Source organism: Cyclobacterium qasimii M12-11B (genome assembly GCF_000427295.1).
GTDB lineage: Bacteria > Bacteroidota > Bacteroidia > Cytophagales > Cyclobacteriaceae > Cyclobacterium > Cyclobacterium qasimii.
The window spans coordinates 77,120-90,026 of the sequence record NZ_ATNM01000109.1 but is presented as its reverse complement, the minus strand read 5'-3'; the positions used below and the strand labels follow the sequence as shown (position 1 = coordinate 90,026).

Sequence of the window (12,907 nt, the reverse complement as noted above, 5' to 3'; positions counted from 1 at the left end):
GGAAAATGGCCTGACCTATTAAGTATAATTCTAAGGCCAGTCATAAACCAATAAACCCAAATTTCTTATTATTACAAATGGAGTTTTTAAACAATTTATTCAGTGAAATAACCGGATTTTTAGGCATTGACCGATTGATGGAGATCTTAAGTGCTGGTGATTATGCAGCATTCAAGACCTATGATGGTATTACATCTTTAATTTTTCCAATCATTCCGCTGCTGGTTTTATTAGAACTTGGTTTAAGTTTGATTTATAAAAAGCCCCAAACAAAAGTTTATAAGGTCAATTTCTTGATCTATGTATTCAACCGTATTGTTGGCAGATTTATCGCAATCGCCATGGTTGTTTTACTTATAGGATTGTTAGAGCCTTATGCACTTTTCCATGCGGAACTTACCTGGTACTGGTTTATTTATGGCTATATAGTATGGGAGTTTGCGCATTTCCTGTACCATTATTGGGGGCATAAAGTTCGTTTGTTTTGGTGTCTGCATGCTACGCACCATGCACCTGAGGACATGAATCTTTCTGTTACTTATGCGCATTTCTTTCTAGAAGCCCCTTATGCTGATACCATACGTACCGCGGTGTGTATACTAATGGGAGTTCCTCCTGAAATGTTGTTTGCCATTATGTTAATAGATGGTACTTATGGTGCTTTTATTCATGTAGGTGAAAATTTGATGAAGGACGGGAGAATGGGTTTTCTCAATAAGATTATACTTACGCCTTCTCACCATAGGGTCCACCATGCCAAAAATCCCTTATACATGGATACGAATTTCTGTAATCTATTGCTTATCTGGGACAAAATATTTGGCACTTTTCAGGATGAGGACGATAAAATTGAAATAGAATATGGGATTACCCGAAAAATGGATTCCGGAAATTTTATGGACGTTTACTTTGGAGAGTTTGTAGCCCTTTACAAGGATGTAGTCAATGCACCAGGTTTAAAGAATAAGTTAATGTACATCTACAAACCACCAGGTTGGCACCATTCTGGCGAGTACCAAACAGCAAGACAACTAAGGAAAGAATTTATCGAAAATAATGAATTGAAAAAGTAATTTTATGATGAAATGTAGGGTAGTGTTAGCCTCATGAAATCCTTTTTAATTTTGTCCTTGTGTTTTACTGCATTTCATCTACGAATAGAAACTATTGAGGAAAATTTAATCTCAGATTTAAAAACCTAATCATAACTTAAACCAACACAATTTTGAAAGCAACAGTATATAATGGAAACAGCTCTTTTTCTGTCATTGATAAAAACATAGAAACACCCAAGGATGATGAAGTCCGTATTAAAGTTGCCTATACGGGTGTTTGTGGGACAGATGTACACATATACCATGGCATGATGGACAAACGGGTAGCTATACCCCAAACCATTGGTCATGAAATGTCAGGAACCATTGATGCGATTGGAGAAAATGTAAGTGGTTATTCAATTGGTGAAAAAGTAGTAGTTAGGCCTTTGGATGACAGGTTAGTAAAACCATCTGACAAAGGATACAATCATATCTGTGCAGGACTAAAATTTATAGGCATTGACAGTCCGGGATCCATGCAGCAATATTGGAATGTTCCGGCTTTTGTTCTACACAAATTAAAGCCTGAAACAGACTTGAAATTGGCGGCTTTGATAGAACCATTGTCAGTAGCAGTACATGATGTGAAATTAAGTGGTTTGGTACCCGGAGAAACAGCCGTAGTACTAGGTGGTGGGCCAATAGGTTTATTGGTGGCTTTGGTCGCTAAGAATGCCGGCGCCAATGTGATTATCTCTGAGGTCAATGAGACCAGAATTAAAAAAGCAGCTGAGTTTGGCCTACAGGCAGTTAATCCAACAAAAACGGATATCGTTGAATTGGTGCGGGAGCAAACAGAAGGTAGACTGGCGGATGTGGTCTTTGAAGTAGCAGGAGTACAGCCTGCCCTGGATATAATGACCGAACTGGCAGGAATTCGAGGTAGAATAGTAATGGTTGCCATCCATGGGGAAAAGAAACCGGTAGACCTTTTCAAGTTCTTTTGGAAGGAATTGAAGCTTATAGGGGCAAGGGTGTATGAAAAGGAGGATTATGAGAAAGCCATTGCACTGATCACAGCTAATGAGCTACCTTTTGAAAAAATGATTACCGATGTGCAGCCTTTGAGTAATGTTCAGCAGGTTTTTGAGTCCATAGATAAAAATCCTTCAGGCTTGAAAGTATTAATGGATTGCCAGCTATAAAAGGAAATAATTCCAACACGTTCTGCCATCTATCTTGCTCAAATAGCATGGATTTAATTGGTAGCCCTGGTTATTAATCCATGGACAAAATCACAACGTTATTTATTATTGTGGTCGTGGATTATTTCATTTGACCTCACCAAGCCCCAGCGGGGCGCCATATCACAGCCAAGGGTGTAAGCCCTTGGAATAAAAGATTAAGCACACCTTGATTTTGGCGGTATTGTTGCTTTTTATCTGCAACAATGCTGACAAAATCACAACGTTATTTATTACTGGGGTCGAGGATTATTTCATTTGACCTCACCAAGCCCCAGCGGGGCGCCATATCATAGCCAAGGGTGAAAGCCCTTGGAATAAAAGATTAAGCACACCTTGATTTTGGCGGTATTGTTGCTTTTTTTCTGCAACAATGCTGACAAAATCATTACGAAATTACCTGTATCGAGGTATTAAAATTTTTAACATTTAAACAATTTGAAATGTCAGTATTGAACGCTTTCAGTTTGGAAGGTAAAACAGCTTTGGTAACCGGTTGCAAGAGAGGGATAGGCAAGGCCATGGCCATAGGCTTGGCCGAAGCAGGTGCGAATATCATAGGCGTGAGTGCTACCCTCGAAACATCAGGCAGTGCAGTGGAACAGGAAGTAAAAGCCTTGGGAAAGACCTTTAAAGGTTATGCCTGTGACTTTAGTGATAGAAAAGCTTTGTATCGCTTTATCGATGCCGTCAAACATGATTTTCCGGTAATAGACATCCTTATCAATAATGCAGGTACCATTCTCAGAAAACCGGCTGCTGAGCATCCTGATGAAATGTGGGACAAAGTCATCGAAGTAAACCAAAATGCCCAATTTATCCTTACCAGAGAAATCGGTAAAGAAATGGTGAGTCGGGGAGCAGGTAAAATTGTTTTTACAGCCTCCTTATTAACTTTTCAGGGAGGAATTACCGTACCCGGCTATGCCGCAAGCAAGGGCGCTATAGGCCAGATGACCATGGCATTTGCCAATGAATGGGCAAGCAAAGGAGTAAATGTTAACGCCATTGCTCCAGGGTACATTGAAACGGACAATACAGAAGCACTTCGCAATGATCTGGAAAGATCTGCCAGTATTCTTGGAAGGATACCTGCCGGCCGTTGGGGCAAGCCGGAAGACTTTGCCGGGCCTACCGTATTCCTATGCTCTGAGGCTGCATCTTATATGCATGGCACCACCATGTTGGTAGATGGTGGCTGGATGGGAAGGTAGTGAATTGTTAGTCCTATTAGATTAATATTTGGGTAGGTTTAGGCTTGTTTTTTTCAACAGGTTTAGCCTACTTTTTTTGTTTTGAAAAGGATAAAAGAATTATTGTAACCTTATTCTCAAACCTATTTTATTTTCACATACTTTTCATCCCTATTCAAAGACCATAAGATTATTTTATAGATATAATTCATATGGGAAGTATGGATCCATTTTTATGGGTAAATATTAATAATATATAGTTTTTTCAATATGTAATTTAAACTATTATTTACCTCGAATTTTACAAAGTAAATGTAAGTAATACTTAATTTTGGACAAGTATTTTTTCACTAAATATTGATTAGCTAATCTTCAGATTTGTTAAAATTATAAAAGTTAAAAATCAACAATAATATATTTGTATTTTTTGAATTGAAAAATCATAAATATATTCATTTTATCTTAAAATTTAACTGCATAAATAACTCTTAATCAGTTTGTTAAAATGTAACTTTTAAAGTTATTTAAATTAAAATGTACCATGGTGTAACGATAATTATTTTACTTTATTAAAGCATTTATTTCACTTATAAAATATCATTAAATAACACTTTAAATTTCTCATCCCTTACTTCATTGTCCGCATTATAGCTTGGATTCAATGTGGGCCAGTACCGCTTGTCAATGTTTTCTTTTATCCATCCTTTTAACTTTTTGAATAATTCTTTGGTTTGCTCAGGAGAAGTTTTAGACAAGTCATTTTTTTCAAATGGATCATTTTCAATATCGTACAAGCGTAACCTTCCATACCAATCAAATATAAGTTTGAAATCCCCTTCTCGGATAGCGGAATGTGGCGTCAATGGATAAGGTTCGAAAGGACTATTGTAAATTACATTGAAAGGATAGTGCCAGTAATGACTTGTTTTGGTATAGCTATTCTTTTTGTTTTACTGTCTGTTAACAGCCCCATTAAACTTTCACCATCCAAGTCATTTTCAGCTACTATTTGTTTTGCGTTGTAGCCTCCTGCTTGCAGTAAAGTAGGATAGATATCTGTACAATCTATGGGTAGGTCTACCCATTGTCCCGAAGGGACATTGCCTTTCCATCGAAAAACCAAGGGAACTCTGATGCCGCCTTCGGTAAGGCAGGCTTTTCCTCCCAGGAAGGGACTATTACTGGTACCATCACCCCTTGGAGTGATACTGGCATCAATTCCTCCATTGTCAGACATAAATACTACCAGGGTATTCTCTTCCAGGCCTAAGCTGCTAAGTTTATCCAATATTTTGCCAACCGACCGATCTAATCCTTTGATCATTGAGGCATAGGTAGGGTCTTTATGGCCATTCCATCCTTTGGTATCTTTTCCTTCAAAATAACTGATTTCATCTGCGATACCCTGATAAGGGGAGTGGATAGCGAAATGGGAAAAATACAAGAAGAATGGCTGGTCTTTGGTTTTAGCCCTTTGTTCCAAAAAATCAAAGCCTGTGTGGTCAAATCATCTGTGAGGTATTCCTCGGAGCTTGGATTCCCGGCATCTCCAATATCCAGTTTTTCAGGTGCCAGCTTAGGGAAAGTCTTATTGGTAGCATCATTCCATCGGTCTTTCCAATTAAAATAGGCCGATCCACCGGCATCATACCATGCCAGAGGTTCAAATCCCTGATCTTCGGGTTGGTAGCCTTTTGCTCCAAAACCGCCAATATGCCATTTTCCAATAAAAGCCGAGTGATAATCTTCCAATGCTTCAGCTATTGACAATTCGTCCCAGCCCTTGTCCAAGTCAGAACCTGTGGGGATGGCAGAATTGGAAATACCATTTATCAAGGCTTGTTCTATCAATATATTGTCCTTATGCTCCAATACATCATGAATATATTGCCCTTCAGGAACAGCTATATCCTGGTTATAATAAGTAGCCCTGGGCGGCATGGCAGTGGTAAAACCAAGCCTGCCTGCATATTTACCTGTGAGTAGGCTTGCTCTGGTAGGCGAACACAGTTGGTTGGCATAGGCTTGAGAAAAAGCGGTGCCTTCGCTGATGAGTTTGTCTATATTAGGCGTTTCATAGAACATTTTGGCAGTATCCGCACCTGTGAATTTTTGCGCATAGGCCTGGCTGTCCATGATCCCATAATCATCCGCTAAAATGAAAATAATATTGGGACGGCTTGCTACAGGTTTATCGGCTTGTTTTTCTTGGTTCTGACAAGCGCTGCAAAGAAGGAGGGAGAGCGTTAAAAATTGTAATTTATTCATTGTATAGGTATTTGGGCTTTTATATCCTCGTTTTGGTCAAGGTTAAACAATTCCTTTTCGAGATAAAAACTGAAGTCTTTAATTCGGCTTTAATTTATATGCTATCCTAAAAGTAGGGTTTTGATTTAATCAAACCATCCTGTGCATTACTGGTAATGGAATTGGAAAGAGATTTAAAATGGGTTAAAAAAATGTTGTAGATATTGTTTTGTCTTTTTTTGGGTGCCAAGATGTCAGGGTGTTGTTTTCAACTATACCTCAATAACTTTACGCATCTGGAATAGGTAAAACAACTCGTAATCACACATAACTTTATCACCAGCCACAATCCTAAAACCTTGCATTTGGTTCATAAATGATGTATAATTACACCAGTTTAGTTTGAAGGTTAATTATTATGGCAAGACAGAGTATTTCATTTACAAATCCCAATGACGCTTGGTTAAAGGAACAAGTTGAAAGCCAGGAATATTCAAGTAAAAGTGAATTAATAAACGATTTAATCAGACAAGTAAGAAAATCACAAGCGCAGATTGATTGGATTCAGGCAAAGTTAGAACGTGCCGAAAAAAGTGGATTTACAGGTAATTCACAAGAGCAAATTAGACAACAAGCCAAAGATTTGATTAATGGCCGATTATCAACTAAGTAATGCTGCTAAAAATGACTTGATAAGGATTTATCATTATGGTGTTGAAAAATTTGGAATGACTCAAGCAGACAAATATTTTGACACCTTTTTCAACTATTTCGCTAATATTTCAGAACAGCCATTTGCCTTTGAACGTATTGACCACATTAAAAAAGGATACAGACGATGCGCCTGTGGGTCCGATATTGTTTACTATAAGATTGAGAATAATGCCGTCGAGATTATGGCGATTGTTGGTAGTCAGGATTTAAACAATTTTGTGTAATCTATTTAGAGAGAAAATGATAAGAGGATTTTAAAATCCAAATTCTACCTTTTCTAGGTGTAGTTTGCAACTACACCTCACTATCTTTAACGATAAGTAATCGTAAAAATAGCTCGTAATCATAAGTAATCCACTTCAATAAGGCCTTCTTCTTGTAAAAACAGCTGCTCATTCTACTGATGATTGCATTTCTAATTACTAGTTCATTTAGATTATTCTTATTTTATGTATCTTTGAACTATGGTGGATTTGATTCAAAATAAGATTGATGATATAATAGGAGCATGTAAGCAACATCATGTAGAAACACTTTCTCTTTTTGGATCTGCTGCAAAAAATGTTATGCTTGAAAATAGCGATATCGACCTTCTTGTAGCCTTTTCTGATGATATTGATATTTTAGATTATGCCGACAATTACTTTTCATTATTAGATACGCTTCAAAACATTTTAAATAGAAAAGTAGATCTTGTGTCTAGTAAATCAATTAAAAACCCTGTATTAAAAGAGGAGGTTTATCAGACAAAAGTAGAATTATATGCAGCGTAAACTATTGAAATACATTTTAGATATAGAAAGTGTTATTGAGGAAATCGAATCTATTAAAAAGAAAACCCAGAACGACTTTAACCTTTTTTCTGAAGATATAATCTTCCAACGTGCAGTTGAGCGGGATTTAGAGATTATTGGAGAAGCCATTCGGAAAATGATTGAGATCAACCCTGAGATTCAAATTACAGCGTCAAAAAATATCATTGGATTAAGAAATATTATTTCACATGCTTATGACTCGGTTGAACCTGAGATGTTATGGGGAATAATTCAAAAGAATATACCTGTTTTAGCAGATGAAATTCGAAAATTGAAAGCTGGATAGAGAATAAATAATGATAAAATAGCCGAAGTTTATTTATTGTTAAAGCAGTAAATCTTTTCTAAAACCTAAATTCTACATGTCCTGGTTGTGAGTTTGCAATTACACCCCAATATCTTTAACGATAAGTAATCGTAACAATAGCTCGTAATCAATAAGTAATCCACTTCAATAAGCCCTTTTCCTTTCGGCACCAAGTCAGGTTTTCCAAAATAAAATCGCTATACCTTTTTCTTGTAAAAACAGCTGCCCATCCTATAACCTGAAAAGTGAGGATATAAGTCAATTCCTGATCTCTTATTTGATAGGCTTCTCCCATACCTACAAAAAAATAGATGATCATCGAATTGCAAATTAAAAATTGTTATAAGGCTATTTTATCCTTAGTCTCGGAGGTAATTGTAATTTTTACGGATATCTAGGTGTAGTTGCAAACTACACCTAGCATAGGGGTTAAACAATTCCTTTTTAAGATTAAAACCGAATCAAAGACTTCGTTTTTAATTTATAAACTAGCCTAAAAGTAGAGTTTTGATTTAATCAAACCATCCTGTGCAGTACTGGTAATGGAATTGGAAAGAGATTTAAAATGGGTTTAAAAAAATGTTGTAGATATTGTTTTGTCTTTTTTTGGGTGCCAAGATACCTGGGTGTTGTTTTCAACTATACCCCAATATCTCTAACGATAAGTAATGGTAAAAATAGTTCATAATCATAAATTATCCAGCTCAATAAGTCCTTTTCATTTCGGCAAGAGAACAAGTAGTAATTGATTATACTGTTTGTTCAAAATAGCTCTGAATAAACTTAAATGATTATTTTGATATATTGAATGATCATAAATATAAATTGAAGCATTTACTTAAAATGTATTGATTTTTTTAATACATTCGGTAATATAAGAAACCCATGAGTATGGAGTGAGCGTGGTTAGGCATTCAAGAGTACATGAATATGGTAATTATAGCGCTGCATGGGCATGGATTTACTAATTTCTACGGTTGGTTATATTTCGATTTAGCAAAAGAAAACCATATTAATTAAATGATTTATTATGAAATATTTAAAAATAGCTTCATTAACAATAATAGGTTTTCTTTTTTTATTACTTCGTGTAATAAGGATGAAGAAATAAAAGACCAGCAACCAAAAATAGAATTAGAAACTGTTGATATAAAAGTAATACTTCCTGAAGGATTAAATTTTGATCTATCAAAAACAAAGCTTATTTCACTTAGCGAAGAATTTAGTGTATCCAATAGTGGCGATACAGAAGCAATACTCAATGCTGGCAGCAGAGGCCTGATCGTATTAAAGAGCCAAAATGATACTCCTTTGTTGATGAGTTTTATTTCTGATACTAATAGAGAAATATCAGTAAAAACAACCTTGGAAGCTGCTATGTTTTATGGTTTAGGCACCGTTTTTCTACCCGAAGAGGTAAGAGAACAGTATTTTGAACAAAGCGACGAGTTGATAGGTAGTGAAGAAATTTTAAGTAAAGCAAATGCAATTTTCACTTCAAATATCAGTGCTTTAACTACAAACACTTTTGTCTCATTTTTACAAGAAGAAATTGATAAAATAAGAAATAATGGTACAGATGTAGCTATTAATAAACGCACAATTGAGATATTTCAAAACAATGTTAAAAGTGGATTACAGGTTGAAGAAGTAGATTTTGAAACGATAAGAATATCTAATAATTATAGAAGAAGAGCTCATGCATTTGTATATAAGACAGGCTACAAAGATGAAACAGGTAAAGAGTTTAGTTTAATTAGCAATATACCGGAACAAAACCCATCTCCATATAAGGATGAAAAAGTACCGCCAACAGGATCAGTTCGTGAGTTTTTTGGACTAATACAAGATTGGGCAGCTGGAGAAGGAACCAGTAAGGTTAAAGTGGAGTCCAGCCCTATGAAGCTTGATTTAGAAGAGAATCACCTAGAAAATATTTATAGCACAAGAATTATTGGCGTTTCCGCAACACCCAATAAGTTGACTGAATTAGAAAAAGAAAAGTTACATGAATTAGAATGGCAAACCCTAGGATTAGATTTCGTTTTGCCTCTAATGTTAGATCTCGTCGGACATGCAGAACTCTTAAAAGGATTGGACGAAACCGCATATGAACCTTTTGTAAATGGCTTGATACTTTTCGGATCTTCAATTTCTTCAACATCTTCAGTAACAAACTTAATAAGCGAAGGAAAATATTCAGATGCAGCTATTGAATTAATTTACGGATTAGTAAATAATTCCACTAGCGGAGGTGTAGAAGATGTGTTAAAACTTTTTATTGACGGTACCTTGATTGCTGCTGAAAAGCAAGGGAAAACAACATCCATTGCACAAGATGATCGCATTATGGAATTGGTTAAAAATTTTGGAATTATCATGGAAACAACTGATATTTTCCTGAAAGCAGCTGATTATGCTCGAATTTCATCATCAATTTTTAATGCTAGTATGGTGGAAGAGTGGAAAGTTTCGGCTAAAAGAACCCCTGTAACCCTAGTGCCAGAGGAAGCTATAGCATTTCCATTTATTCTTAAACCTCTTGAGGCAATAATCAAAGACACAGAGTTAAGTGCTGGACAAATATTTGAATACAAATGGTCGACGACAGGAAATTTTGGTACTTTAAAAGATGATGATGGTCGAGAAGGAACTTCTATTTCTACAACGGCTACTTCTAGCCCAGGCAATATAAATTACTTAAGTAATGTGGACGATGATGACCTACCTGATGGTGCAGAAGATAAAGTAATGGTAGAGGTTATTATTAAAGGACCAGGAGATGATATCATTGTAGGTAAAGATACTGCGATTGTTAAAATTAGACCCTTCAAATATGAAATTAAACCACAAGGAGTTAAAATTAGCGGAGGGATGAACCTTGCTCTAAGCATTACTAAACCAGATGGCTCTGAAAATATCACCAACAACGAATTAAACGATTATAGAATTATATGGTCAACATCTGGCTCGTATGGATTACTTGGTGGAACAGAAAGTAACATGACGAGGTATAATGATAATAAAATGGTATATAACTGCCTAGACAAAGATGTTGAAGATGCAGAAGAAAAGGTATTTGCTAAAATATATAGCAAGCGAAAAGATCAGGGTGATGATGCTTATTCTCTCTTAGACGAAATTGAAACAACAATAAAAATTGACAATGACGAAAATACAATAGAGTTTAAGGTTAGTGGTTCTGGGTGGATCTATGATCAGTGGCCTGAAGCTGGTGGCTTACGTACACTATTAAGGGGTGGCTTTCAAATTCCTTATTACAAGGATGCTATTTCTTATGAAATTGAAATACTTGATTATGGGTGGGTTGATGAGGTTTATAGTATTGGCAATACTCATATTGGAGACACCTATACATGGACCAATGACACTCAAAGAACGCCTATAGTACCTGTATTTCCAGACCAACCTATAACCGAAGGTTTTAGCGCACAATTTTCTAGTGCATCTATAAATAGTATTGGCAATAACTTCGATGAAAATGTGAATCGTTATTTGTCTATATATGGTACAGCCATAGTAAGAATTACGCTAGACAATTAAAGCACATCAGAATTTTAATTATGCTGTAAACTTCAATCCTTTTGTATATTTTCAATGGTTCTTTCCTGGGTGTAGTTTGTAATTACACCCCAATATCTTTAACAATAAGTAATGGTAAAAATTGCTTGTAATCATAAGTAATCCACTTCAATAAGCCCTTTTCATCTTTGCATCAAGTCAAGTTTTCCAAAATAGTATCTCGATACCTTTTTTTTGTAAAACATCTGCCCATCCTACCACCTGGAATTGAGGAAATAAGGCAATTCCTGATCTCTTATTTGATAGCCATCTCCCATACTTATAGAATAACTGATTATTAACGAATTAAAAATTTAATAGGGTTGTAAGGCAGTTTTTCAAGTGGCTTGGGAGGTAATTGTTGGTCTGATGGATATCTAGGTGTAGTTGCAAACTCATCTAGCGAAATTTTTAGGGTTCACTTTTTATTGACCAATTAAATAAGTGTAAATTAATGCCGTACATTTTCAGTTTAACTATTACTCCAAATTAACAATTGGTACAGCCCTAAAATAATTAAATATGGATTTTAAGTTACTTATTTATTGCGTTTTAAGTATTGTTTTATTTCAATCATGTCAGTCCACACCAAATTCTGAAAGCCAGAAAACAAACCCTAAAATTACCGTCAGTGCGGAGCAGATGGATAAATTGGGGATTACCAATGCGGAACATTTAAGTGCCGCCTCCAAGCGGGCACTGAATTGGCCGGATATAGGGAATGAATGGTTTATAGAATTCTCAAAATTACAGCCCTTAAAAGGAGACCTGGCCTATGAAGAAGGGGTGGTTCGGAGAGACCCAAGTGCCATGATTTTTGAAAATGGTAAATACTATGTTTGGTACACTAAAAGTACAGGACCAACGGATGGATTTGCCGGGGACATTGAAAAAGACAAAGTCTTTCCCTGGGATAGGTGCGATATCTGGTACGCAACTTCAGAAGATGGCTGGACCTGGAAGGAAGAAGGAATGGCGGTAGGCAGAGGGGAAAAAGGAGCCTATGATGACCGTTCGGTATTCACTGTTGAGATCATGAAGTATGAGGATACGTATTACCTGAGCTACCAAACAGTGAAATCTCCCTACAATGTGCGTGTGAAAAATCAAATTGGACTAGCCTGGTCTGATTCACCTGATGGCCCTTGGACCAAAAGTGAAGAACCTATATTGAGTCCGGCAGACAATGGCGTTTGGAGAGGAGAAGAACAGGATAGGTTTGCTGTAGAGAAAAAAGGGGACTTTGATAGCCATAAAGTCCATGATCCATGTATTCTTCCCTATAAAGGCAAATTTTACCTTTATTACAAAGGGGAACAAATGGGGGAGGAGATCACTTTTGGGGGTCGACAAATTCGACATGGAGTAGCAATAGCAGACAACCCCAAAGGACCCTATATTAAATCTCCTTACAACCCTATCAGTAATAGTGGACATGAGATATGTGTTTGGCCGTACAATGGTGGAATAGCCTCTTTAATCACCACAGATGGCCCGGAGAAAAACACCATTCAATGGGCCCCTGATGGGATCAATTTTGAAATTATGTCTTCCATCAAAGGAGCACCTCATGCCATCGGCTTAAATCGCAGTGCGGATACAGAAAAGGAACCTACTGAAATTCTTCGATGGGGACTGTCACATATTTACAATAACTCTGATTATCAAAGTATAATGCGTTTTTCTTCTGCAAGACGAACCTCACATAAAGCCAAGGGAGAATAAGCACTAATCGAGATATTGGATTTAGCAGTTGTTAAACAGGTTT

The 12,907-nt window shown here is 36.4% G+C and carries 12 protein-coding genes and 1 pseudogene; 9 read left to right on the top strand and 4 right to left on the bottom strand.

What is annotated here, in order from left to right; genetic code table 11:
- Positions 1 to 77 precede the first annotated feature (77 nt).
- From ADICYQ_RS12280 to ADICYQ_RS12270, 3 genes are all read left to right on the top strand, one after another.
- Positions 78 to 1,073: a sterol desaturase family protein gene (locus ADICYQ_RS12280; protein WP_020890122.1), complete on the top strand. Its 996-nt coding sequence runs from the start codon at positions 78 to 80 to the stop codon at positions 1,071 to 1,073.
- Between the two features lie 152 nt (positions 1,074 to 1,225).
- Positions 1,226 to 2,242, top strand: a complete 1,017-nt coding sequence (locus tag ADICYQ_RS12275; RefSeq protein WP_020890121.1) for a zinc-dependent alcohol dehydrogenase — start codon at positions 1,226 to 1,228, stop codon at positions 2,240 to 2,242.
- Positions 2,243 to 2,724: 482 nt separating this feature from the next.
- Complete coding sequence (locus ADICYQ_RS12270) at positions 2,725 to 3,495, top strand: SDR family NAD(P)-dependent oxidoreductase (RefSeq protein WP_020890120.1); 771 nt, start codon at positions 2,725 to 2,727, stop codon at positions 3,493 to 3,495.
- A 566-nt stretch (positions 3,496 to 4,061) separates the two neighbouring features.
- Here the strand turns inward: ADICYQ_RS12270 and ADICYQ_RS27720 are convergent.
- From ADICYQ_RS27720 to ADICYQ_RS30290, 3 genes and pseudogenes are all read right to left on the bottom strand, one after another.
- Positions 4,062 to 4,337 (bottom strand): hypothetical protein, encoded by a 276-nt coding sequence (locus tag ADICYQ_RS27720; protein ID WP_020890119.1) that lies wholly within the window; start codon positions 4,335 to 4,337, stop codon positions 4,062 to 4,064.
- A 29-nt stretch (positions 4,338 to 4,366) separates the two neighbouring features.
- The gene (locus tag ADICYQ_RS30295; protein WP_369073254.1) at positions 4,367 to 4,918 is read right to left on the bottom strand and encodes a sulfatase-like hydrolase/transferase; all 552 of its coding nucleotides are present in this window, start codon (positions 4,916 to 4,918) and stop codon (positions 4,367 to 4,369) included.
- 116 nt (positions 4,919 to 5,034) lie between these two features.
- Positions 5,035 to 5,610 (bottom strand): annotated as a pseudogene (locus ADICYQ_RS30290) (sulfatase-like hydrolase/transferase); the annotation flags it as partial.
- A 529-nt stretch (positions 5,611 to 6,139) separates the two neighbouring features.
- Here ADICYQ_RS30290 and ADICYQ_RS12260 point away from each other — a divergent pair.
- The 4 genes from ADICYQ_RS12260 to ADICYQ_RS12245 all read left to right on the top strand — a co-directional run bounded on the left by ADICYQ_RS12260 (position 6,140) and on the right by ADICYQ_RS12245 (position 7,536).
- A complete protein-coding gene (locus tag ADICYQ_RS12260) occupies positions 6,140 to 6,394 on the top strand; it encodes a ribbon-helix-helix domain-containing protein (RefSeq protein WP_020890115.1) in 255 nt (84 codons plus the stop codon).
- Entirely contained in the window at positions 6,372 to 6,659 is a 288-nt protein-coding gene (locus ADICYQ_RS12255) for a type II toxin-antitoxin system RelE/ParE family toxin (protein WP_020890114.1), read from the top strand. The genes ADICYQ_RS12260 and ADICYQ_RS12255 overlap by 23 nt, the downstream gene beginning before the upstream one ends.
- A gap of 240 nt (positions 6,660 to 6,899) precedes the next feature.
- Positions 6,900 to 7,208: a nucleotidyltransferase family protein gene (locus ADICYQ_RS12250; RefSeq protein WP_020890113.1), complete on the top strand. Its 309-nt coding sequence runs from the start codon at positions 6,900 to 6,902 to the stop codon at positions 7,206 to 7,208.
- Positions 7,198 to 7,536 (top strand): HepT-like ribonuclease domain-containing protein, encoded by a 339-nt coding sequence (locus ADICYQ_RS12245; protein WP_020890112.1) that lies wholly within the window; start codon positions 7,198 to 7,200, stop codon positions 7,534 to 7,536. The genes ADICYQ_RS12250 and ADICYQ_RS12245 overlap by 11 nt, the downstream gene beginning before the upstream one ends.
- Before the next feature lie 148 nt (positions 7,537 to 7,684).
- Here the strand turns inward: ADICYQ_RS12245 and ADICYQ_RS12240 are convergent, their stop codons facing one another.
- A complete protein-coding gene (locus ADICYQ_RS12240; protein ID WP_020890111.1) occupies positions 7,685 to 7,876 on the bottom strand; it encodes a hypothetical protein in 192 nt (63 codons plus the stop codon).
- Between the two features lie 701 nt (positions 7,877 to 8,577).
- On the opposite strand from ADICYQ_RS12240, the gene ADICYQ_RS12235 reads away from it, so the two are divergent.
- Entirely contained in the window at positions 8,578 to 11,121 is a 2,544-nt protein-coding gene (locus ADICYQ_RS12235) for a hypothetical protein (RefSeq protein WP_020890110.1), read from the top strand.
- A 540-nt stretch (positions 11,122 to 11,661) separates the two neighbouring features.
- On the top strand, positions 11,662 to 12,864 hold the full coding sequence (locus tag ADICYQ_RS12230; protein WP_040416003.1) for a glycoside hydrolase family 117 protein: 1,203 nt from the start codon (positions 11,662 to 11,664) through the stop codon (positions 12,862 to 12,864).
- Positions 12,865 to 12,907 lie beyond the last annotated feature (43 nt).

Excerpts from the sequence above, each read along its gene's own strand:
- ADICYQ_RS12240 (WP_020890111.1), bottom strand. The coding sequence starts at position 7,876 with ATGATCATCTATTTTTTTGTAGGTATGGGAGAAGCCTATCAAATAAGA.
- ADICYQ_RS12245 (WP_020890112.1), top strand. The coding sequence starts at position 7,198 with ATGCAGCGTAAACTATTGAAATACATTTTAGATATAGAAAGTGTTATT.
- ADICYQ_RS12230 (WP_040416003.1), top strand. The coding sequence starts at position 11,662 with ATGGATTTTAAGTTACTTATTTATTGCGTTTTAAGTATTGTTTTATTT.
- ADICYQ_RS12280 (WP_020890122.1), top strand. The coding sequence starts at position 78 with ATGGAGTTTTTAAACAATTTATTCAGTGAAATAACCGGATTTTTAGGC.
- ADICYQ_RS12260 (WP_020890115.1), top strand. The coding sequence starts at position 6,140 with ATGGCAAGACAGAGTATTTCATTTACAAATCCCAATGACGCTTGGTTA.
- ADICYQ_RS12250 (WP_020890113.1), top strand. The coding sequence starts at position 6,900 with ATGGTGGATTTGATTCAAAATAAGATTGATGATATAATAGGAGCATGT.
- ADICYQ_RS12255 (WP_020890114.1), top strand. The coding sequence starts at position 6,372 with ATGGCCGATTATCAACTAAGTAATGCTGCTAAAAATGACTTGATAAGG.
- ADICYQ_RS12270 (WP_020890120.1), top strand. The coding sequence starts at position 2,725 with ATGTCAGTATTGAACGCTTTCAGTTTGGAAGGTAAAACAGCTTTGGTA.
- ADICYQ_RS12235 (WP_020890110.1), top strand. The coding sequence starts at position 8,578 with ATGATTTATTATGAAATATTTAAAAATAGCTTCATTAACAATAATAGG.